The sequence below is a fragment of the Bradyrhizobium sp. HKCCYLRH1030 genome (assembly GCF_051168395.1).
Classification (GTDB): domain Bacteria; phylum Pseudomonadota; class Alphaproteobacteria; order Rhizobiales; family Xanthobacteraceae; genus Bradyrhizobium.
Genome location: NZ_JBNPUY010000019.1, coordinates 1 through 21,395, shown reverse-complemented (window position 1 = coordinate 21,395; position 21,395 = coordinate 1). Strand labels below are relative to the sequence as shown.

The 21,395-nt window shown below is 65.9% G+C and carries 19 protein-coding genes; 13 read left to right on the top strand and 6 right to left on the bottom strand.

The window, feature by feature from the left end; genetic code table 11:
* Positions 1-14 precede the first annotated feature (14 nt).
* Together ACQR1E_RS32560 and ACQR1E_RS32555 are read left to right on the top strand one after the other, a co-directional pair.
* A complete protein-coding gene (locus tag ACQR1E_RS32560) occupies positions 15-1,220 on the top strand; it encodes an agmatinase family protein (protein ID WP_316193459.1) in 1,206 nt (401 codons plus the stop codon).
* A 134-nt stretch (positions 1,221-1,354) separates the two neighbouring features.
* Complete coding sequence (locus ACQR1E_RS32555; RefSeq protein ID WP_434898048.1) at positions 1,355-1,723, top strand: hypothetical protein; 369 nt, start codon at positions 1,355-1,357, stop codon at positions 1,721-1,723.
* A gap of 12 nt (positions 1,724-1,735) precedes the next feature.
* Here the strand turns inward: ACQR1E_RS32555 and ACQR1E_RS32550 are convergent, their stop codons facing one another.
* From ACQR1E_RS32550 to ACQR1E_RS32540, 3 genes are all read right to left on the bottom strand, one after another.
* A complete protein-coding gene (locus ACQR1E_RS32550; RefSeq protein ID WP_316173223.1) occupies positions 1,736-1,990 on the bottom strand; it encodes a hypothetical protein in 255 nt (84 codons plus the stop codon).
* 3 nt (positions 1,991-1,993) lie between these two features.
* Positions 1,994-2,347, bottom strand: a complete 354-nt coding sequence (locus ACQR1E_RS32545; RefSeq protein ID WP_434898035.1) for a PilZ domain-containing protein — start codon at positions 2,345-2,347, stop codon at positions 1,994-1,996.
* Between the two features lie 132 nt (positions 2,348-2,479).
* Complete coding sequence (locus tag ACQR1E_RS32540; protein WP_434898034.1) at positions 2,480-3,400, bottom strand: helix-turn-helix transcriptional regulator; 921 nt, start codon at positions 3,398-3,400, stop codon at positions 2,480-2,482.
* Positions 3,401-3,509: 109 nt separating this feature from the next.
* On the opposite strand from ACQR1E_RS32540, the gene ACQR1E_RS32535 reads away from it, so the two are divergent.
* From ACQR1E_RS32535 to boxB, 4 genes are all read left to right on the top strand, one after another.
* A complete protein-coding gene (locus tag ACQR1E_RS32535; protein WP_434841876.1) occupies positions 3,510-5,048 on the top strand; it encodes a benzoate-CoA ligase family protein in 1,539 nt (512 codons plus the stop codon).
* Positions 5,049-5,184: 136 nt separating this feature from the next.
* A complete protein-coding gene (locus ACQR1E_RS32530; protein ID WP_315751226.1) occupies positions 5,185-5,988 on the top strand; it encodes an alpha/beta fold hydrolase in 804 nt (267 codons plus the stop codon).
* 95 nt (positions 5,989-6,083) lie between these two features.
* On the top strand, positions 6,084-7,772 hold the full coding sequence (gene boxC, locus ACQR1E_RS32525) for a 2,3-epoxybenzoyl-CoA dihydrolase (RefSeq protein WP_315827955.1): 1,689 nt from the start codon (positions 6,084-6,086) through the stop codon (positions 7,770-7,772).
* Positions 7,773-7,890: 118 nt separating this feature from the next.
* Complete coding sequence (gene boxB, locus ACQR1E_RS32520) at positions 7,891-9,342, top strand: benzoyl-CoA 2,3-epoxidase subunit BoxB (protein WP_434898033.1); 1,452 nt, start codon at positions 7,891-7,893, stop codon at positions 9,340-9,342.
* Between the two features lie 128 nt (positions 9,343-9,470).
* Here the strand turns inward: boxB and ACQR1E_RS32515 are convergent, their stop codons facing one another.
* A complete protein-coding gene (locus tag ACQR1E_RS32515) occupies positions 9,471-10,280 on the bottom strand; it encodes an SDR family oxidoreductase (protein WP_316173221.1) in 810 nt (269 codons plus the stop codon).
* A gap of 117 nt (positions 10,281-10,397) precedes the next feature.
* Complete coding sequence (locus tag ACQR1E_RS32510; RefSeq protein WP_315751232.1) at positions 10,398-11,456, bottom strand: polysaccharide deacetylase family protein; 1,059 nt, start codon at positions 11,454-11,456, stop codon at positions 10,398-10,400.
* 164 nt (positions 11,457-11,620) lie between these two features.
* Between ACQR1E_RS32510 and ACQR1E_RS32505 the strand changes: the two genes are divergently transcribed.
* The 4 genes from ACQR1E_RS32505 to ACQR1E_RS32490 all read left to right on the top strand — a co-directional run bounded on the left by ACQR1E_RS32505 (position 11,621) and on the right by ACQR1E_RS32490 (position 16,219).
* Positions 11,621-13,015 (top strand): OmpA family protein, encoded by a 1,395-nt coding sequence (locus ACQR1E_RS32505; RefSeq protein ID WP_316187461.1) that lies wholly within the window; start codon positions 11,621-11,623, stop codon positions 13,013-13,015.
* A gap of 4 nt (positions 13,016-13,019) precedes the next feature.
* The gene (locus tag ACQR1E_RS32500) at positions 13,020-13,325 is read left to right on the top strand and encodes a hypothetical protein (RefSeq protein WP_315717139.1); all 306 of its coding nucleotides are present in this window, start codon (positions 13,020-13,022) and stop codon (positions 13,323-13,325) included.
* A gap of 502 nt (positions 13,326-13,827) precedes the next feature.
* Complete coding sequence (locus tag ACQR1E_RS32495) at positions 13,828-14,883, top strand: lysylphosphatidylglycerol synthase domain-containing protein (protein WP_315751236.1); 1,056 nt, start codon at positions 13,828-13,830, stop codon at positions 14,881-14,883.
* 28 nt (positions 14,884-14,911) lie between these two features.
* A complete protein-coding gene (locus tag ACQR1E_RS32490; protein WP_315717141.1) occupies positions 14,912-16,219 on the top strand; it encodes an ATP-binding protein in 1,308 nt (435 codons plus the stop codon).
* Positions 16,220-16,340: 121 nt separating this feature from the next.
* Here the strand turns inward: ACQR1E_RS32490 and ACQR1E_RS32485 are convergent, their stop codons facing one another.
* On the bottom strand, positions 16,341-16,856 hold the full coding sequence (locus ACQR1E_RS32485) for a GcrA family cell cycle regulator (protein ID WP_315717142.1): 516 nt from the start codon (positions 16,854-16,856) through the stop codon (positions 16,341-16,343).
* A 477-nt stretch (positions 16,857-17,333) separates the two neighbouring features.
* Between ACQR1E_RS32485 and ACQR1E_RS32480 the strand changes: the two genes are divergently transcribed.
* From ACQR1E_RS32480 to ACQR1E_RS32470, 3 genes are all read left to right on the top strand, one after another.
* On the top strand, positions 17,334-18,545 hold the full coding sequence (locus ACQR1E_RS32480) for an aspartate aminotransferase family protein (RefSeq protein ID WP_315751238.1): 1,212 nt from the start codon (positions 17,334-17,336) through the stop codon (positions 18,543-18,545).
* A gap of 8 nt (positions 18,546-18,553) precedes the next feature.
* The gene (gene argF, locus ACQR1E_RS32475) at positions 18,554-19,480 is read left to right on the top strand and encodes an ornithine carbamoyltransferase (protein WP_315717175.1); all 927 of its coding nucleotides are present in this window, start codon (positions 18,554-18,556) and stop codon (positions 19,478-19,480) included.
* A gap of 252 nt (positions 19,481-19,732) precedes the next feature.
* A complete protein-coding gene (locus ACQR1E_RS32470) occupies positions 19,733-20,728 on the top strand; it encodes an Hsp33 family molecular chaperone (protein WP_315717144.1) in 996 nt (331 codons plus the stop codon).
* Positions 20,729-21,395 lie beyond the last annotated feature (667 nt).

Below are 21,395 nucleotides of genomic sequence, written 5' to 3'. Positions count from 1 at the left end.
GAAGGAGAGTCTCCATGTCATTCCCATTCATGCGCCGGTCGCGCCGCGCCGGATTGCACTCGCAGCGCCGGAGCATGCGCCGTCACCATCCGGACTTCGACAAGATGGCCACGCAAGGCTGGCAGGCGCTGGAGGCCGAGGGCAAGCTGCCGACCAACGGCTGGCGCAAGGAGCGGCAATGGGCGCTCGACATGGGCCTGCCCGGCGCCGACACGCTGACGGATCGCGACATCCCGACCTTCGCCCGCGGCGAGCTGCCGCATTTCGCCGGCATCAACACCTTCATGAAGGCGCCGTATGTCGAGAACGTCCGCGACGTCGGCAAATACGACGCCGCAGTGATCGGCATCCCCTTCGATTCCGGCACCACCTATCGGCCCGGCACCCGCTTCGGGCCGCAGGGCATCCGCCGCATCTCCGCGCTCTACACGCCCTACAACTATGAGCTGGGCGTCGACCTGCGCGAGCAGATGACCTTGTGCGATGCCGGCGACGTCTTCACGATTCCCGCCAATCTGGAAAAGAGCTTTGACCAGATCAGCCGCGGCGTCGCGCATGTGTTCTCGTCCGGCGCGCTGCCGATCATGCTCGGCGGCGACCACTCGATCGGCTTTCCGTGCGTGCGCGGCATCGCGCAGTGCACCGACAAGAAGATCGGCATCATCCATTTCGACCGCCACATCGACATCCAGGAGAAGGATCTCGACGAGCGCATGCACACCACGCCCTGGTACTGGGCGACCAACCTGCCCAATGTGTCGCCGACCAATCTGGTGCAGCTCGGTATCGGCGGCTGGCAGGTGCCGCGCGAGGGCGTCGAGGTCGCGCGCAAGCGCAACACCAACGTGCTGACCATCGCCGACATCGAGAAGATCGGCCTGGAGAAGACCGCCGAGATCGCGCTCGAGCTGGCCTGGAAGGATGCCGACGCGGTCTACATCTCGTTCGACGTCGACTCCATCGATTGCGGCTTCGTGCCCGGCACCGGCTGGCCAGAGCCCGGCGGCTTCCTGCCGCGCGAGGCGCTGAAGCTGCTGGGTCTCGTCGCCGCCGAAGGCCTGTGCGGACTCGAAGTGGTCGAGGTCTCGCCGCCCTACGACACCTCGGACATCACCGCGCTGATCGGCGTCCGCGTCGTCGTCGAGGTGCTCGGCTCGATGGTCGCGCACGGCAAGCTCGGCAGCCACAAGTCCATCATCAACAAGCCGGTCAGCTACTGAGGCCCGCGATGCGTCATCATCACCACCATCACGGCCATCATCATGATCATCACCACGATCATGGCCACGACCATCATCACGACCATCCGACGCATGGCCCCGGCCACAACCATCCGCACGGCCACCGTTCGCCGGTGCAATGGCAGACGCCGCATCAGCCTGAGGGCGCCAAGCCTGCCGCGGTGGTCGAGACGGATCTCGACAAGGTCGAAGCCGCCTTCGTCGACGGCTTCATCGCCGCGCCGGATCCGACCAGCTTCCTGCGGCTGGCGCGGGTCCCGTTCGAGATCCTGCGCGACGGCACGAGCCTCAAGCTGCTGCGCGTCGAGATCGACGCGCTGACGGACGTCGGCAGCCTGACGCCGCATCTCGGTGGCGTCACCTTCCGCTACGATCCGCTGCCGTCGAACTTCATCTCCCGCCGCCGCCGCCTGCGCTTCGTCTATTTCGATGGCGCCAGCCTCAAGCCGCTGACCTATGCGGAGCTGCGGGAGATCGAGTGACCAGCTCAGAACTCAAGGCAGCGGCGTTCGCTTGAGCGCCGCTGCAAGCGCCTCGAAGCGACCGGTGACTTCCGGCAGCACGAATGCGCGCACGGTCGAGGCCGCCGCGACGCCGATCACCAGCACGATGACATATTGGGCGGCGAGCAGCAGCGTGACGCGCCGGAGCCAGTGCGATCGCGGGCGCTCGGCGGCGCGCGCCGCGACCGGCGGCGGCGCATCGGAGGCGATCAGCCAGTCGTCGTGCTCTTGCGAGGATTCGGACATTGCTCAGTGCCCCGAGAGCAATTGCTCGAGGCGCGATTTGAGCTGCCTGTTGGCGCGCTCCTGCAGGCGCAAGGTGCGCGCCGTTTCGAGATCGATCACCTCGCCATCGTCGTGAAGGAAGGCGAGGCCGGCGCCCGCGCCGTCGCGCCACACCAACTGCGCCGGTCGTGACCATCCGCGCCGTTCGATGCTGATCTCGACGCGGTCCGGCAGCAGCACGCTGCCCTCGAGCTCGACCTTGACGCCGCGGTGGTTGAAATTGCGCACGACGCAGGCCAGCGTCGAGCAGCCTGAATTGAAGGTCAGCACGCCGCCATAGTAGACGCGCTGGCGAGCCTCGCGACGACGATTTTGCATCCCACGTCCTCCAGTGACTTAACGATTGATTAATCAATCGGAGGGTGTGTGGCGAGTCTCGCCGGTATTGAAATGTGGGTGGTGGTTAATGCGTACCGGACGCTTGCGGCGCGATCGAAGTCGCACGACGTCTCACGCCCGCGCGAACATCCGGGCGTCGCCAGTCAGCACCGGCTTCACGGCTTCGCCCAGCCGTGCGGCCGCCGCTTCGACCGACAGTCCCGCCGTATCGACCACCGCATTGGCCCTCGCGTACAGCGGCTCGCGGCTCGCCAGGATGTTGCGCAGCTCGGCCATCGCCGAGCGGTCGTCGGCCATCGGGCGGAGGTCGCCCTGCTTACGCACGCGCCCCATGTGCTCCTCCGGCTCGGCCTTGAGCCAGATGGTGTAGAACGAGGTCAGGATCAGGTCGAAGGTGACCGGCTCGGAGACGATGCCGCCGCCGGTCGCCAGCACCATCGGCTCCTTGCGCGCGAGCAGTTGCACCAGGGCGGCCTGCTCCATGCGGCGAAAGCCTTCCTGGCCGTAGAGCGCGATGATCTCGGCAACCGAAAGCCCGTTCTGCCGCTCGATCTCCTTGTTCAGCTCGACGAAGCTCCAGCCGATCCGCTCCGCCAGCATCTTGCCGAGCGTCGACTTGCCGGCACCGCGCAGGCCGATCAGCGCAATGCCTGAGAACGAACGCCGCAGCGGCGCCGATGCGCCCCCGGCAAGCAGCTCCTTGACCTCGGCGATCTGGCTCGGGCTCGCCTTCTTCAGGAGATCGCGAATGACCGGCCAGTCCGGCGATGGCTCGCCGCCGGGGATGACGTCGTCGAGCGGCGCGTTGATCGCGTTGGCGATGCGGCGCAGCAGCACGATCGAGACATTGCCCTTGCCGCTCTCGAGCTGGGCGATGTAGCGCTCGGAAATCCCGGAGACCTCGGCCAGCACCTTGCGCGACATGCCGGCGAGGCCGCGCATCCGCCGCACCCGCTGGCCCAGCTGGTCGAGGAAATCGCTCTCGGCCGCGGACTGGCCGTCGTCGCGCGGGGCATCGCTGTGTGGCGTCATATCCCTGAGGCACTCTTTTGAGTAGGAAACATAATGCCGGGGAGGATTGACAGCAAGCGATGTTGGTGGCCTTGTATGAATTATAATTCAAAAATCCGGGGAGAATGCCGTGAAGTCGTACAATGCGGTATCGTGGCTGCTTGACCGCAATGTCGAGGCGGGGCGCGGCGACAAGCTCGCCTACACGGACACGGTCTCGGAGCTGACCTATCGCGGTCTGCAACAGCAGACCTGCCGCGTCGCCAACATGCTGCGCCGCCTTGGCGTCCGCCGCGAGGAGCGCGTGGCGATGATCATGCTCGATACGGTGGATTTCCCCGCGGTGTTTCTTGGCGCCATGCGCGCGGGCGTCGTCCCGGTGCCGCTCAACACGCTGCTGACCTCTGACCAATACGCGTATGTGCTCGCCGACTGCCGCGCCCGCGTGCTGTTCGTGTCCGAGGCGCTGTATCCGGTGGTGAAGGACATTGTCGGCCGGATGCCGGATCTCGATTGCGTCGTCGTGTCCGGCGCCAATGCCTTCGGCCACAAGCTGCTCACCGAGGAGCTCGCGCGCGAGAGCGATCAGTTCGACACGGTCGCGACCCACGAGGATGAGCCTGCGTTCTGGCTGTATTCATCCGGTTCGACCGGCATGCCCAAGGGCGTGCGACATCTGCACGGCAATCTCGCCGCGACGGCCGAGACCTATGCCAGCCAAGTGCTCGGCATCCGCGAGAGCGATGTCTGTCTGTCAGCCGCAAAGCTGTTCTTCGCCTATGGCCTCGGCAATGCGCTGACTTTCCCGCTGTCGGTCGGCGCAACCACGATCCTCAACTCCGAGCGCCCGACGCCGGCGCTGATGTTCAAGCTCCTCAACCGCTACAATCCGACCATCTTCTACGGCGTGCCGACCTTGTTCGCCGCGATGCTGCACGATGAGTCGCTGCGCCATGAGAAGGCCGGCAGCGCGCTGCGCATCTGCACCTCGGCCGGCGAGGCGCTGCCGGAATCGGTCGGCAATGCCTGGAAGGCGCGGTTCGGCGTCGACATTCTCGATGGTGTCGGCTCGACCGAGCTGCTGCACATCTTCCTGTCCAACGTCCCCGGGGACATCAAATACGGCTCATCGGGGCGCCCCGTGCCGGGCTATCAGGTTCGTCTTGTCAACGAGGCCGGCCAGGACGTGCCGGACGGCGAGGTCGGCGAGATGCTGGTGCATGCACCGTCCGCCGGTGAGGGCTACTGGAATCAGCGCCACAAGACCCGCTCGACGTTCGAGGGCTATTGGACGCGCACCGGCGACAAATATGTCCGCGACGCCGACGGGCGCTACACCTTCTGCGGCCGCTCCGACGACATGTTCAAGGTCTCCGGCATCTGGGTGTCGCCGTTCGAGGTCGAGAGCGCGCTGATCACGCATCCCGCGGTGCTCGAGGCTGCCGTGGTGCCGGAAGCCGATCCGGAGGGGCTGTTGAAGCCGAAGGCCTATGTCGTGCTGCGCCCGAGCGTCGATCGCTCGACCCTGCACGAGGCACTGAAGGAACACGTCAAGCAGAAGATCGGCCCGTGGAAATATCCGCGCTGGATCGAGGTGGTGGACAGCCTGCCGAAAACCGCGACCGGCAAGATCCAGCGCTTCAAGCTGCGTGAGGGGGCGGGTCAGTAGTTGGCCCCCACTCTCGGGAGCGATCCTGCTCTTGGTTGTCGTCATGGCCGGGCTTGACCCGGCCATCCATTCCGCCTCGACAGGAAAGACGTGGATGCCCGGGTCAAGCCGGGCATGACGAAGGAGAGAGTGACCCGTGCAGCTTTCATCGAACGGCTTCCTCACCATCGATTCCGCCGATCTCGAATATCGCCTGATCGGTCCGCAGCCCTCTGACGCTCCGTGCATCGTGCTGCTGCATGAAGGGCTCGGCTCGGTCGGGTTGTGGGGCGACTTTCCCGACAAGCTCCAGCAAGCCACCGGCGTTTCCGTGTTCGTCTATTCGCGCGCGGGCTACGGCGCCTCCAGCCCGGTGTCTCTGCCGCGGCCGCTCGACTACATGCAGCGCGAGGCGCGCGATGTGCTGCCGAAGCTGCTCGATCAAATCGGCTTTCAGCGCGGTCTTCTCGTCGGCCATTCCGATGGTGCGTCGATCGCGGCGATCTACGGGGGCAGCCACGCCGACCATCGCCTCGACGGCATCGTGCTGATCGCGCCGCATGTGGTCGTTGAGGACATCTCTGTGTCGTCGATCGCCGCGATCAAGACCACTTACGAAACCACGGAACTGCGCACCAAGCTCGGCCGCTGGCACAAGGACGTCGACAACGCGTTTTACGGCTGGAACGGCGCCTGGCTCGATCCGGCATTCCGGGCCTGGGATATCACCGGCGACCTCGCCTACATCCGCGTTCCCGTGGTCGTGATCCAGGGCGTCGACGACCAGTACGGCACCATCCGCCAGGTCGAGACCATCCAGGAGGAGTGCTACTGCCCGGTCGAGGTGACGATGCTGCCCAACACCGGCCATTCCCCGCATCGCGAGGCGCCGGACGCCACCTTGCGGGTCATTGCCGAGTTCGCGGCCGCGACCTTGCCGGCCCCGGCATCACGAACATGAAACAAAGTGCATGTTTCGGCTTTTTGTCGTAGACGGCAGCCATAACATGAATTATTGTGCATATCAACGATAAGCACTCCAACGAAGGGTGACACATGGCCGGGGAAGACCGCGTGCTCGCGGGAGGCAAGACGTTCATCGATTTTCAGACCGATCCCTCCCGCTACAAACATTGGAAGCTCTCGATCGATGGCGAGGTGGCGACGCTCGCCATGGACGTCGACGAGAATGGCGGCCTGTTCGAGGGCTACCAGCTCAAGCTCAATTCCTATGATCTCGGCGTCGACATCGAGCTCGCCGACGCCGTGCAGCGGCTGCGCTTCGAACACCCGCAAGTGAAGGTCGTGGTGCTGCGCTCGGCCAAGCCGCGCGTGTTCTGCGCCGGCGCCAACATCCGCATGCTTGCGGGCGCGACCCACGCCCACAAGGTGAACTTCTGCAAGTTCACCAATGAGACCCGCAATGGCTTCGAGGATTCATCCGAGAATTCCGGCCAGCGCTTCATCACCGTGGTGAACGGCACCGCGGCCGGCGGCGGCTATGAGCTCGCGCTCGCCACCGATCACATCATCCTCGCCGATGACGGCTCGTCGTCGGTGTCGCTGCCGGAAGTGCCGCTGCTCGCGGTGCTGCCGGGTACCGGCGGTCTCACCCGCGTCGTCGACAAGCGCAAGGTCCGCCGCGATCGCGCGGACGCGTTCTGCACCACGGAGGAGGGGGTCAAGGGCAAGCGCGCCGTGCAATGGCGCCTCGTCGACGAGATCGCGCCGAACTCCAAGGTCGATGCCAAGGTGGCCGAGCGCGCCAAGGAATTCGCAGCCGCCTCCAAGCGCAACGGCAGCGGCAAGGGCGTCGCGCTGACGCCGCTGAAGCGCGTCATCGATGCGTCGAGCGTGCGCTACGGCTTCGTCAATGTCGACATCGACCGCACGGCCCGCATCGCCACGATCACCATCTCGGCTCCCGAGGCCGCGCCACCTGCGGACATCGACGGCATGATCGGGCAGGGCGCTTCCTTCTGGCCGCTGCAGGTCGCGCGCGAACTCGATGACGCCATCCTGCATCTGCGCATCAACGAGCTCGGCATCGCTATGCTGGTGTTCAAGTCGCATGGCGATCGCGCCCAGGTGCTCGCGCATGACGCGTTCCTTGAGGCCAACAAGGCGCACTGGCTGGTCAACGAGGTCAGGCATTACTGGAAGCGGGTGCTGAAGCGCATCGACGTCACCTCGCGCACGCTGGTCACGCTGGTCGAGCCCGGTTCCTGTTTCGCCGGCACGCTCGCCGAGCTGGTGTTCGCTTCCGACCGCTCCTACATGCTGATCGGCACCATCCAGGGCGACAACCGCCCGGCGCCGGCGATCGAACTGTCGGCGATGAATTTCGGTCCCTATCCGATGAGTCACGGCCTGACCCGGCTGGAGTCGCGCTTCCTCGCCGATCCCACCGATCTCGCGCGTGTGCGTGAGCAGGTCGGCAAGCCGCTCGAAGCCGATGAGGCCGAGGAGCTCGGCCTCGTGACCTTCGCGCTGGATGACATCGATTGGGAGGACGAGATCCGCGTCTTCCTCGAGGAGCGCGCCAGCTTCTCGCCCGACAGCCTCACCGGTCTCGAAGCCAATCTGCGCTTCGCCGGCCCCGAGACGATGGAATCGAAGATCTTCGCCCGCCTCACCGCCTGGCAGAACTGGATCTTCCAGCGGCCCAACGCGGTCGGCGAGGAGGGCGCACTCAGGCGCTACGGCACCGGCGAGCGGCCGCAATATGACATGACGCGCGTGTAGTTATCATCCGTCATGGCCGGGCTTGACCCGGCCATCCGCGAGCTAATCGACACGAACGACGTGGATGCACGGCACGAGGCCGGGCATGACCACCGGGAAGATTTCAGGGAGGCACGCCATGAACATGAACATCATGAACGTCGACTACTCGACCAAGATTCCGAACAACGTGAATCTCGCCGAGGACCGCCAGGTCCTCAAGGCCCTGGAAGGCTGGCATCCCGGCTACGTCGACTGGTGGAACGACATGGGCCCCGAGGGCTTCCAGCAGTCGCTGGTGTACTTGCGCACGGCCTATTCGGTCGATCCGCGCGGCTGGGCGAAGTTCGATTACGTCAAGATGCCCGACTATCGCTGGGGCATCCTGCTGGCTCCGCAGGAAGAGGATCGCAAGATCCCGTTCGGCGAGCACTATGGCGAGCCGGCCTGGCAGGAGGTTCCCGGCGAATATCGCGCGCTGATGCGCCGCCTGATCGTGATCCAGGGCGACACCGAGCCGGCCTCGGTCGAGCAGCAGCGCCATCTCGGCAAGACGGCGCCGTCGCTCTACGACATGCGCAACCTGTTCCAGGTCAACGTCGAGGAGGGCCGTCACCTATGGGCGATGGTCTACCTGCTGCAGAAATATTTCGGCCGCGACGGCCGCGAGGAGGCCGACGAGCTGCTGCGCCGCCGGTCGGGCGATGCGGACAGCCCGCGCATGCTCGGCGCCTTCAACGAGAAGACGCCGGACTGGCTGTCGTTCTTCATGTTCACCTACTTCACCGACCGCGACGGCAAGATGCAGCTGCACTCGCTCGCGCAGTCCGGCTTCGATCCGCTGTCGCGCACCTGCCGCTTCATGCTGACGGAGGAGGCGCATCACATGTTCGTCGGCGAGACCGGCGTCGGCCGCGTGATCCAGCGCACGGTCGAGGCGATGCGCGAGGCCGGGATCGACGATCCCACCGACATCGCCAAGGTCCGCGCGCTGGGCGTGATCGACCTGCCGACCATCCAGAAGAAGTTGAACCTGCACTACACGCTGTCGCTCGACCTGTTCGGCTCGGAGGTCTCGACCAACGCGGCCAATGCCTTCAATGCCGGCATCAAGGGCCGCTATCACGAGACCCAGATCCAGGACGATCACCAGCTCAAGAACTCGACCTATCCGGTGCTCAAGCTGGTCGACGGCGAGATCAAGCGGGTCGACGAGCCGGCGCTGACCGCGCTCAACATGCGCCTGCGCGACGACTACTCGCAGGACTGCGTCAAGGGCCTGCTGCGCTGGAACAAGATCATCACGACCGCAGGCTACGACTTCCAGCTCAAGCTGCCACATACCGCCTTCCACCGCGCCATCGGCGAGTTCAAGGACGTCCATGCGACGCCCGACGGCATCCTGATCGACGAGGGCACGTGGGCGAAGCGCAAGGGCGACTGGCTGCCGTCGGCCGACGACGGCGCCTACATCTCCTCGCTGATGAGGCCGGTCACCGAGATCGGCGAATACGCCTCGTGGATCGCGCCCCCGAAGGTCGGGATCGACAACAAGCCGGGTGACTTCGAGTACGTGAAGATCGAGACTTGATGAGAGGCGAATAGCGAGTTGCGAGTAGCGAATAGGGGAAGTAGCCTATTCGCTATTCGCTATTCGCTATTCGCTATTCGCTATTCGCTATTCGCTATTCGCTATTCGCTATTCGCTATTCGCCCTTCTCAGCTGTCCCAGCCCGCGCCCGGAATGCCGGGGTTCGCGTAGACGATGCCGCCGTCGACGGCGATCGTATTGCCGACCACGTAGTCGCCCGCGCGCGAGGCGAGGAAGATCGCCGTGCCAGCCATGTCCTCGTCGGTGCCGATGCGCCCAGCGGGCACGCGCGAGGCGACCTCGTCGGCGTTGTCGCGCGCGGCCTTGTTCATGTCGGACTTGAACGGTCCGGGCGCGATCGCGGTCACCACGATGTGGTCCTTGATCAGCTTGGCCGCCATGCGCCGCGTCAGATGGATCAGGCCGGATTTGCTCGCCGCATAGGAATAGGTCTCGAGCGGGTTGACGAAGATGCCGTCGATCGAGGCGATGTTGATGACCTTTGCCGGCCGTTCGGCGCTGGCCGCCGCACGCAAGGGAGCTGCGAGCGCCTTGGTCAGGAAGAACGGCGTCTTGAGGTTGAGGTTCATCACCTTGTCCCAGCCGCTCTCCGGGAATTCGTCGAAGTCGGCGCCCCACGCCGCGCCGGCATTGTTGACGAGGATGTCGAGCTTGGGCTCGCGCTTCTTGATCTCGCCCGCGAGCGTCTCGATGCCGGCCATCGTCGAAATGTCGATCGGCAGCGCGACGCATTCGCCGCCATATTCCGTCGTCAGTGCCTTGGCGGTCGCCTCGCAGGGCCCGGCCTTGCGCGCGGTGATGTAGACCCTCGCCGCGCCATGCGCGAGCAGGCCGGATGCGATCATCTTGCCGATGCCGCGCGAGCCGCCGGTGACGAGCGCGACGCGTCCTTCGAGTGAGAACAAGTTCCTGAGCATGAAGCCTCCCTTTCCTTATGTCATGCGCGCTTGTGAGCGGGACGCGCCAGCACGTCAAGTGAGACGCAGTCGCACGAATCCGCCGCAATTCAATCGGAGGGCAACGTTATGGCGGGGCTATGCCGCGTCGATGCGGCGAAAGCCGTTCCACATCGCGGTGGCCGCGCCCGAGGTCAGCACCGGCAGCACGCGGGCGTCCTGGTAATGGCCGTTCAGCGAGACGCGCGACAGGGCCGTGAGATGATCGGCGCTTTCCGCGAAGATCATGCCGGGCCGGGTGGTGACGGCGGTCTTGTAGCCGCTCGCGGCCGCCAGCACGAATTCGCGCTGGGAAGCGGCGGCGCGGTCGCCGTAGGGGTAGGCCATGTGCAGCACCGGCCGCTGCAACTCGTTCTCGATCCGAGTGCGGCTGTCGGCGATCTCGATGCGCGCCGTCTCCTCGGTCTGCTTGGCGAGATTGCAGTGACTGATCGAATGCGCGCCGATCGAGATCAATGGCTCAGTCGAAAGCGCCCGGAGCTCGTCCCAGGACAGGCAGAGCTCACGGCAGATCGAGGCCTCGTCGACGTCGTAGCGCGCGCACAGCGCGCTGATCTCACGCCGGACGTCGTGCTCGCCCGGCAGTGCGCGCAGCCAGTCGTGCAGGCGCTGGAACGTCACGCATTTGGCTGCCGGCGTCGATGCATCGAGCTGCAGCGACAGCCCGCCGATCTCGATGTCGATCGCGTCAGTCTTCGCGACCAGCCGCTCCAGCGTCACCCACCAGAGCCGACCCAGTCCCGATGCGAAATCGCTCGTCACATAGATGGTGAACGGCGCATCGAACTCGCGCATGACGGGCAGCGCGAAATCGCGATTGTCGCGATAGCCGTCGTCGAAGGTGAAGCAGGCGAAGCGGCGCGAAAAGTCTTTCGCCACCAGCCGGCTGTGCAACTCGTCGAGGGTGATGATCTCGATGTCGTGGTCGCGCAGGTGCGACAACATCTCGCGCAGGAAATCCGGAGTGACCTCGAGGTGACAATTGGGCTGGAAATCGGCGTCGCGGTGCGGCCGCACATGATGCAGCGTATAGATCGCACCCACGCCCGAGAAGATCGGGCGCAGCCAGACATGCGCGCCGCTCAGATACAGCGCTTCCAGGCCGGCACGGATAAAGGTTTTGCGAAATCGCCTCATCTGAAATATGCGGCCCGGTGAGTGTCGGGACAAGGTTACCGACGAATGATTGAAGAAAACCTTAGCCTGCGGTCACAACGTACCGTGCGGCGCTCCTCATTTCCGGTTTGACAGGCATGCAAGGGTTTGTTTTCTCTCTGCTTCCTCGATGCGACGGATGACGAATGCGCGGACTTTTCAGGTGGAGCGGGAAATGGTGGCCTGGCGTCATTCCGCTGATCGTGCTTTGGGGCCTCGCGGCCTGGACCAGCACCGTTCCCCTGGAGAATGATCTCGCCGGACGCAGTTCGGCCGTCCTGACGGGGGCGGTGCTCGACAGGACAAGCATCACGGTGGACGGCCGCGATGTCTCGCTGCGCGCCAATGCGTTTTCCGAGGCCGGACGCCGCGATGCGGTTGCTGCGGTCGACGGCGTGGCCGGCGTGCGGCTCGTCAACGACGAGACGCGGCTGGTCCCCGAGGCCAAGCCCTTCGTCTGGTCGGCCGAGCGCGACGTCGTCCGGGTGACGCTGGGCGGCAGCGCGCCGCTGCCCGCCTTGAAGGGCAAGCTGATGGACGCGACCCGGGCGGCGTTGCCGGGCGTGGAGGTCGCGGATCAGATGGGCCTGGCACGCGGCGCGCCGGCGCGCTTCGAGGATGCGGCGCTGCTGCTGATCGGCCAGATCGCCAAGCTGAAGGACGGCAAGTTCACGATCTCCGACGGCGACGTCACATTGTCCGGCATGGCGCGCGAGCTCGGCGGCCGCGAGGCGATCGCGGCCGCGCTCGGAAAGCTGCCGGACGGCTTCAAGGTCGCCAGCAACGAGGTCAAGGCGCCGCCCTATGTCTTCCAGGCCTACAAGGACCCGGTCGCGGTCACCGTGACGCTTGCAGGCAACGTTCCCGACGAGAACATCCACGCCGTCGTCGTCGGCTCTTCATCGCGCAAATTCTTCAGCGAGAAGGTCGTCGACAATCTCAAGAACAGCCTCGGCGCGCCAACCAATTTCGTGAATGCGGTGGTGCCGGCGTTGGGCGCCTTGTCGCGGCTGTCGACCGGCACGCTGGTAGTGTCCGATCGTGACATCAAGATTTCCGGTGATGCGCTTTACGACGCCGCAGCGGCCCAGATCCGGACCGGGCTCGCCAAAGATGTCCCACAGGGCTGGCAGGTGAAGGCCGACATCACGGTGAAGCCGGCAGCCGCCCCGGTCGATCCCACGGTGTGCCAGCAGCTGTTCTCCGACCTGCTCGGCAAGGCCAAGATCCGGTTCGAGACCGGCCGCAGCGACCTCGACAGGGATTCCACCGGTCTGCTCGACCGCCTCGTCGAGATCGCGTTCCGCTGTCCCTCCGCCAATGTCGAGATCATCGGGCACACCGATGCCGACGGCGACTCTGCCGCCAATCAGGTGCTGTCGCAGAAGCGCGCCCAGGCGGTGGTCGATTATCTGGTCAAGGCCGGACTGCCGGCCGACCGTTTCAGCGCGATCGGCTATGGCAGCACCCAGCCGGTCGCCGCCAACGACACCGCCGACGGCCGGGCGCAGAACCGGCGCATCGAATTCGTGGTGAGGTAACGTCATGGCCTATCTCGTTGCCTTTCACTGGGGCTGGCTGGCCGGCGCATTCGCCATCGGGCTGGCGATGGGCTGGGTCGCCGTGGTGCATCGCGCCCCGCGCGTGTCGGGCTGGCTGACCTGGCTGCTGGCGGCGCTGGCCGCCGGCCTGGTCGCGACGGCCGTGGCCTGCCTGATTCCCGGCCGGGCCGGCTACTGGCTCGAGCTGCTGCTGATCATGTTCGTGCCCTACCTCGTCGGCTGCGCCATCGGCACCTGGCTTCGGGCGCTGGTGGTGATCCGCAGCATGCGGACGAAATCGGCGGCCTGAGACCGCCGCCCCGGACTGCACCCGACGCCATCTGCCGAGACTGCGGCGGCGCGCCCGCCGTCCGCGTGCCCCGGGTCATCGCAACTGCGAGACACGAAGGTTTGACGAGGCGCGAACCTGTCAAACGCGCAGCTCGCGCTTATCGTTGAGTCATGCTGACCCGCCGAACCGCTGGGCGCCCCGGAAGCCCCGGAGATTCGCGTTCCTCACCAAAGTTTAACCTGGGGTTTGCAGGCTGGCGGGGACGTGCGCTGCCCCGCCGTCCAGCATGATGCCTTGTCCGATGCCTTTGCCTGATGTCTTGCCTCATGTGCGGCAAAACGGTGCATCGCATTTCCGCAAAGCCTGCTAAGTATATCCATGTGTACGCTTTTGTTCGCACGCTCCGTGTTCCCCAATGCGTCGAAACGCGCTACGAGGGCGTTGTATGCGCACATGATGCTGCGGCCTCCGGGGCGCGGCGTCCCCGGCCGTCGTGATCGGATCACGGTGAGAGGTGTAGATGCTTGAAGCCATACGCAGAGCGGCCACGTTCCTGCGCGAGAAGCAAGTCCTGCACAAGCTCGGCGTGCTGATCAGCATCGCTGTGATCGCGGTCGCCTGCTACGTCCTCTACCACATGCTGCGCGGCATCGACACCTACGAGGTGCTCGAGGCGATCAAGAGCACGGAGCCGCATCAGATCGCGCTCGCCGCGCTGTTCGTCGCCGCCGGCTATTTCACGCTGACCTTCTACGATCTGTTCGCGGTGCGCGCGATTGGCCACGACCACGTGCCCTACCGCGTCAACGCGCTGGCCGCCTTCACCAGCTATTCGATCGGCCACAATGTCGGCGCCAGCGTCTTCACCGGCGGTGCCGTGCGCTACCGCGTCTATTCGGCCCATGGGCTGAACGCCATCGACGTCGCCAAGATCTGCTTCCTTGCCGGCCTGACGTTCTGGCTCGGCAATGCGGCCGTGCTCGGGCTCGGCATCAGCTATCATCCGGAGGCAGCCGCCTCGATCGACCAGCTGCCGCCCTGGGTCAACCGCATGGTGGCGATCGCGATCCTGGTCGGTCTGTTGGGGTATGTCGCCTGGGTATGGACCAAGCCGCGCGTGGTCGGCCGCGGGCCGTGGACCGTGGTGCTGCCGAGCGGCCCTCTGACCCTGCTGCAGATCGCGATCGGCATCATCGACCTCGGTTTCTGCGCGCTGGCGATGTATGTGCTGGTGCCGGACGAGCCCAATCTCGGCTTCGTCGTGGTGGCTGTGATCTTCGTCTCGGCGACCCTGCTCGGCTTCGCCAGCCATTCCCCCGGCGGGCTCGGCGTGTTCGACGCCGCGATGCTGGTCGGGCTGTGGCAGATGGACCGCGAGGAGCTGCTGGCCGGAATGCTCCTGTTCCGGATGCTGTATTATTTGGCGCCGTTCCTCATTTCTGTAATCTTGCTGACGTTTCGCGAGGTTATCATCAGCACGCGGTCGAAACGGCTGCGGCAGGCCGCGCTCAGCCTCGATCCGGGCCCCCCACCGGAAGCCGCTTTTGTGAGGAAACGCAGCGATTCCGGTGCCTGACGCCAGCTCAAGGGAACAGTAGGACGAGATGGCCCTCGACGCTCCCTCCGACACGCCGCTCTCGATCTTCACCCCCTGGCCGGACCGGCTGCGCCATTCCGCGATCATCCTGCTCGCTGCGGCGCTCGCGCTTGCCGGGCTCGTGCTGCTGGACGAGCTGCTGCCGCTGCGGGCCCTGGCGGTATTCCTGTGTATTTCCGCCGCCGCCCTGGTGCCGTGGCGGCTGCATGGCGCGGTCGCCAAGCGTGAGGAGGAGCGCCACGCCAACCCGGTCGAGGCGCCGGCCGTCAGCGCGGTGGTCGAGGGCATCCCCGATCCCGCCGTGCTGCTCGACCGCGCCGGCCGAGTCATCCACCTCAATGCCGCTGCCGCGCAGCTCGCGCCGGCCCTGCGCAAGGGCGAGCTCGCCCAGTTCGCGCTGCGCACGCCGGAGATCATCACTGCGCTGCGCGAGGCGATCGCCACCACCGAGATCCGCCGTGCCACCTATCACGATCACGTTCCGGTCGATCGCTGGATGGAGCTGATCATCACGCCGGTGCCGGTGCCGACGGCGTTCGGCGGCACGGACAAATGCATGCTGATGACGTTCCACGATCTGACCCCGCTGCGCCGGGTCGAGGAAATGCGCGCCGACTTCGTCGCCAATGCGAGCCACGAGCTGCGCACGCCGCTGGCGGCGCTCTCGGGCTTCATCGATACGCTGCAGGGGCCGGCCAAGGACGATCCGAAGGCGCGCGAGCGCTTCCTCGGCATCATGCACATCCAGGCGACGCGCATGGCGCGGCTGATCGACGATCTGCTGTCGCTGTCACGGGTGGAGCTGTCGGCGCATGTCCAGCCCCACGCCATGGTCGACGTCGTCCCCATCATCCGCCAGGTCACCGACGGGCTGGAGTCGCTGGCGCGCGAGCGCCAGGTGGTGATCGAGACCAGCCTGCCGGACGTGCCGGTGACGATCGCCGGCGACCGCGAGGAGCTGCTGCGCGTGTTCGAGAACCTGATCGAAAACGCGCTGAAATACGGCGCCTCGGGCGGGCGCGTGATCGTCTCGCTGGAGCAGGCCGTCTCCGCCGAGAACGCGCCGGAGATCCGGGTCAAGGTGCGCGATTTCGGCCCCGGCATCGCGCCCGAGCATCTGCCGCGCCTGACCGAGCGCTTCTATCGCGTCGATGTCGGCGACAGCCGCGCGCAAGGCGGCACCGGGCTCGGCCTCTCCCTGGTGAAGCACATCCTCAACCGCCATCGCGGCCGGCTGCTGATCGAAAGCGTGCCGCGCAACGGTGCCGCCTTCACGGCGTGCTTTCCGCAGTCGAAGCCGGCGCGGGGCGCCTGATCGCCCGTCGCATCTGCGGCCCGGCGCGGGCCGGGCTCACGTCCATGGTCGTTGTGAGTTGAGGCCGCCGGAGATCCCGGGGCGATGCGGAGCATCCTCGTCGCCCGTCGCGGCCCCCTCGTCAGCGCGTGGTCGACTTCGCCGGCTGGCGGCGGCGGTCGGCCGCGGGCTGATAGGCGACGCGCGAATGCTGCGCGCAATAGGGCAGGCCGGAAAGCGCCTTGCCGCCGCAGAAGAAGAAATCCGCGCTCGAGGGATCGCCGACCGGCCAGTGGCAGGTCGCCTCGTTGAGCTCCAGCAGCGACAGCCGCTGGTTCATCGGCACGACGTTGTCGAATGCAACCGGATCGGGCTCCGCCTCAACCTCGAAAACCTGTGCGAGCGCCGTGTTGCCGCGCGCCACCGGGCGCGCCACCCGCATCATCGGCTGTGCCGGGCGGGCCGCCTTGCGCTGGCGCGGTGCCGCGGTGGCCGGGCTCTTGGCGCGGCCGGACAGGCCCAGCCGGTGCACCTTGCCAATCACGGCGTTGCGCGTCACGTTTCCGAGTTCCGCGGCGATCTGGCTGGCCGACAGTCCGGCTTCCCAGAGTTTTTTCAGTTGCTCGACGCGATCGTCGGACCAGGTCAATACGGTCATCGAACCTTTCCCTTCGCGTTGCGCCGGCCAATTCCGGGACGGCGCTGCGATGCTGTCTCAAGAAAATCCCTGGCGGCAGAATCCCTTGTCCCTCGCCGGGCACGCGCAAGGCACCCGGACGTTACGCAAACTCAGAGAACTTCGAGAGGGATCAGAACTGCCGCACGAGATGTCGTACTCGACGTTGAAAACGCTACAATATGGCGTGACTCCCGCGCAAGAGTCGGCGGCCGCAGTCCACACATTCCGTGGTTCCCTGTGGCGTGTCTCGAGGCGTGTCAGGCGTCCGGAATCTCACGGGCCGGCCCCCCATGCATCAGCTGACGCGTAGTTGACTCCCACCGCTGCCCGCATACAATAGATGCACGTGCCGCCTTGAAAAGGCGGCACATTTTGTTTTCCAGGGTGGGGTCCCTGATGCGCGATGGCGCCGCGTGGCGCGTGTCTCGGCCGGCCCGTCAGCTCATGTGATCCGCCATGACCAGTGTTGCCGCTACGCATCTCCTCCCCGTATTCGCCCGGGTCGATCTTTCGTTCGAGCGCGGCGAAGGCGCGTGGCTGATCGCGACCAATGGCGACCGTTATCTCGATTTCACCTCGGGCGTCGCAGTCAATTCGCTCGGCCATGCGCATCCGCATCTGGTCAAGGCGCTGCAGGAGCAGGCGGCCAAGCTCTGGCACATGTCGAACCTGTTCAAGAGCCCGGATGGCGAGCGCCTTGCCGCGCGGCTGTGCGAGCAGAGCTTTGCCGACTACGTATTCTTCGCCAATTCGGGCGCGGAGGCGATGGAAGGCGCGATCAAGATCACGCGCAAATATCACGCCGCCAAGGGACATCCCGAACGGTATCGTATCATTACGTTCGAAGGCGCGTTCCACGGCCGCACGCTCGCCACGCTCGCCGCGACAGGTTCGGCCAAATATCTCGACGGCTTCGGTCCGCCGATGGACGGCTTCGATCAGGTTCCGTTCGGCGACATCGAAGCAGTGAAGAAGGCGATCGGTCCGCACACCGCCGGCATCCTGGTCGAGCCGGTGCAGGGCGAGGGCGGCGTGCGCACCGCGCCGCTGCCGTTCTACAAGGCGCTGCGCCAGCTCTGCGACGACAACGGTTTGTTGCTGGTCATCGACGAGGTCCAGACCGGCATGGGCCGCACCGGCGATCTGTTCGCGCATCGCTGGCTCGGCGTCACGCCGGACGTGATGTCGCTGGCCAAGGCGCTCGGCGGCGGCTTTCCCATCGGCGCCGTGCTTGCGACGGCCGAGGCCGCGTCGGGCATGACGCCGGGCTCGCATGGCTCGACCTTCGGTGGCAATCCGCTGGCGGTCGCCGCGGCCAACGCCGTGCTCGACGTGATGCTGGCGCCCGGCTTCTTCGATCACGTCCGCAAGATGTCGTTGCTGTTGAAGCAGAAGCTCGCCGCCGTTCTCGATCGTCATCCCGACATCATCTCCGAGATCCGCGGCGAGGGCCTTCTCATCGGCGTCAAGGCGGTGGTGCCGTCGGGCGATCTGGTCACGGCGCTGCGCGATCAGAAGCTGCTCACCGTCGGCGCGGGCGACAACGTCGTGCGCTTCCTGCCGCCGCTGATCGTCAACGAATCCGAAATCGAACAATCGGTCGAGATGCTCGATCGCGCCTGTGCGGCGCTGTCGGGCGCGCCTGCCAAGCAGGCGGCCGCATCATGAGCAAGACCATGGGCAATACGCCGCGTCATTTCCTCGATCTCACCGAGATGCCGGTGGAGGAGCTGCGCAACGTGCTGGCGCTGTCCAGCGCGATGAAGAAGACCTTGAAGGCGCGCGAGCCGGCGAAGAAGCCGCTCGAGGGCAAGGTGCTGGCGATGATCTTCGACAAGCCGTCGACGCGCACGCGCGTGTCGTTCGACGTCGGCATGCGCCAGCTCGGCGGCGAGGCGATCATGCTGACCGGCACCGAGATGCAGCTCGGCCGCGGCGAGACCATCGCCGACACCGCGCGCGTGCTGTCGCGCTATGTCGACGCCATCATGATCCGCATCCTCAGTCACGAGGCGCTGCTCGAGCTTGCCGCGCATGCCACCGTGCCCGTGATCAACGGCCTGACCCGGCGCTCGCATCCCTGCCAGGTGATGGCCGACGTGATGACCTTCGAGGAGCATCGCGGCTCCATCGAGGGCCGCACCGTGGCCTGGACCGGCGACGACAACAACGTGCTGGCCTCCTGGGCCCATGCCGCCGAGCGCTTCAAGTTCCGGCTCAACGTCGCCACCCCGCCGCAGCTGTCGCCCGGCAAGCCGATGAAGGATTTCATCCGCGCCACCCGGGCCGACATCCATCTCGGCCACGATCCGGAAGTCGCTGTCGCCGGCGCCGACTGCGTCGTCACCGACACCTGGGTGTCGATGGGCGACAAGGATGGCGAGCATCGGCACAATTTGCTCAAGCCCTATCAGGTCAATTCCAAGTTGATGTCGCTGGCGAAGCCCGAGGCGCTGTTCATGCACTGCCTGCCGGCCCACCGCGGCGAGGAGGTCACCGACGAGGTGATCGACGGCCCGCAGTCGGTGGTGTTCGACGAAGCCGAGAACCGCCTGCATGCGCAGAAGGGCATCTTGGCCTGGTGCTTCGGCGAGCGGGCTTAGGGTTCGACGGCGCAATTTCACCGGTGTCGTCCCGGCCTTGAGCCGGGACCCATACCGCGTGATCGAACTGATTTGCAGCTGTGGCCGTTGCTCGGCGTAGTTGGAGCGATCGTGGTTCGTCGGTTACGGCTTAGCGTCGGCGACTACCACCGGCGTTCCTCGATAGCATCCGCGGTATGAGTCCCGGCTCAAGGCCGGGACGACAGCCGGGGATGCCCTTCCATTCGTTTCAATCATCCCCAAATACGCCCCATGACAACCAATCCCCCCGACACCGACATCAACCTCGATACCAGCCGCGCCCCCTCGGCGGTGCCGGTCGACGACGCCGTGCTGCCGTTCGAGGTCGCGGCGCTCGATCTGCGTGGGCGACTGACCCGCATGGGCCCGGCGCTCGACGACATTCTCACCAAGCACGCTTATCCCGCGCCCGTGGGCAAGCTGCTCGGCGAGGCCATCGTGCTGACGACCTTGCTCGGCTCCGCGCTGAAATTCGACGGCCGCTTCATCCTGCAGACCCAGACCGACGGCCCGGTGTCGTTCCTGGTGGTCGACTTCCAGGCACCCGACCGCCTGCGTGCCTATGCCCGCTTCGACGAAGCCCGGCTGGCTGAGGCCAAGGATTCCGGCGGCCTGCTCGGCAAGGGGCATCTGGCGATGACCATCGACCAGGGCGCCGACATGAGCCGCTACCAGGGGCTGGTCGCGCTCACCGGCGGCAGCCTGGAGGAGGCCGCTCATGAATACTTCCTGCGCTCCGAGCAGATCCCGACCCGCGTGCGCCTCGCCGTCGGCGAGGAGTGGAGCGGCGGCAAGCACCGCTGGCGTGCCGGCGGCCTCCTGACGCAATTTTTGCCGCAGGCGCCGGAGCGCTTGCGCCAAGCCGACCTGCATCCCGGCGATGCGCCCGAAGGCACCGAGCTGCATGCGATCGAGGAGGACGAGGCCTGGGTCGAGGGCCAGTCGCTGGTCGCGACCGTCGAGGATATCGAGCTGATCGATCCCGCGCTGTCGGGCGAGCGGCTGCTGTATCGCCTGTTCCATGAGCGCGGCGTGCGCGTGTTCGACCTCGTGCCGCTGCAGGCGCGCTGTTCCTGCTCGCGCGATGCGGTTGCCAACATGCTGAAGAGCTTCTCGCCCCAGGACCGCGCCGACATGGTCAAGGACGACAAGGTCGTCGTCACCTGCGAGTTCTGCTCCTCGGTCTATCACTTCACCCCGCACGAAGCCGGCGTGACGGAGAACTGACTCTGTTGCGCTCGCTCCGCGCGTCGTACCGATCGTGGTCGAGCGACAACCCTCCGTACGTCATCGCGAGCGCAGCGACGCGATCCGCAGTCGCTGCGACAGCTCTGGATCGCGTCGTCGCTTCGCTCCTCGCGACGACGCTTGATAGGCTGCGTCGCACAGCGTCGGAGAAAACGTCGGGAGTTCGTGTGCGCCGGCGATCTCGATTAGTTCGTTGTTGAAAATCGGCTTTCTCGCTGATCGACGCCACATCCATGCCCGTCGCGTTGATCTGTCGCAGCAACAAACCGCTTGTGCCGTCGGGCAAATCACTGGCACATTTCCGCGCGTCTTGCTGCCGCACGAGGGGCGTTTCGCGACCGTCACGGACCGTTGGCAGCGGGATGCGATGGGCGTGCATGGCCGCAGCGTAGTCAGTCTGCGCGGACGAACGGCGATGCACGCACGGTCAAGTCGCGCGGTCCTGATATCCCGATGCTGATATCAACTCACGCTGAAGCTCCGCTTCGCGCTGAGGATGGTGGCCAACAAGCCCGGCGCACCAGGGAGAACGCGAAGCAGCCGTTAAAACCGTCGCGCAGGGAGGGCCGGGTGGCGGGCTCAATCGGTGGTCGCAACACCAAGTGTTTTCATTCGTGACAGCAGCTCGTCAAGCGCTTCTGCTGGA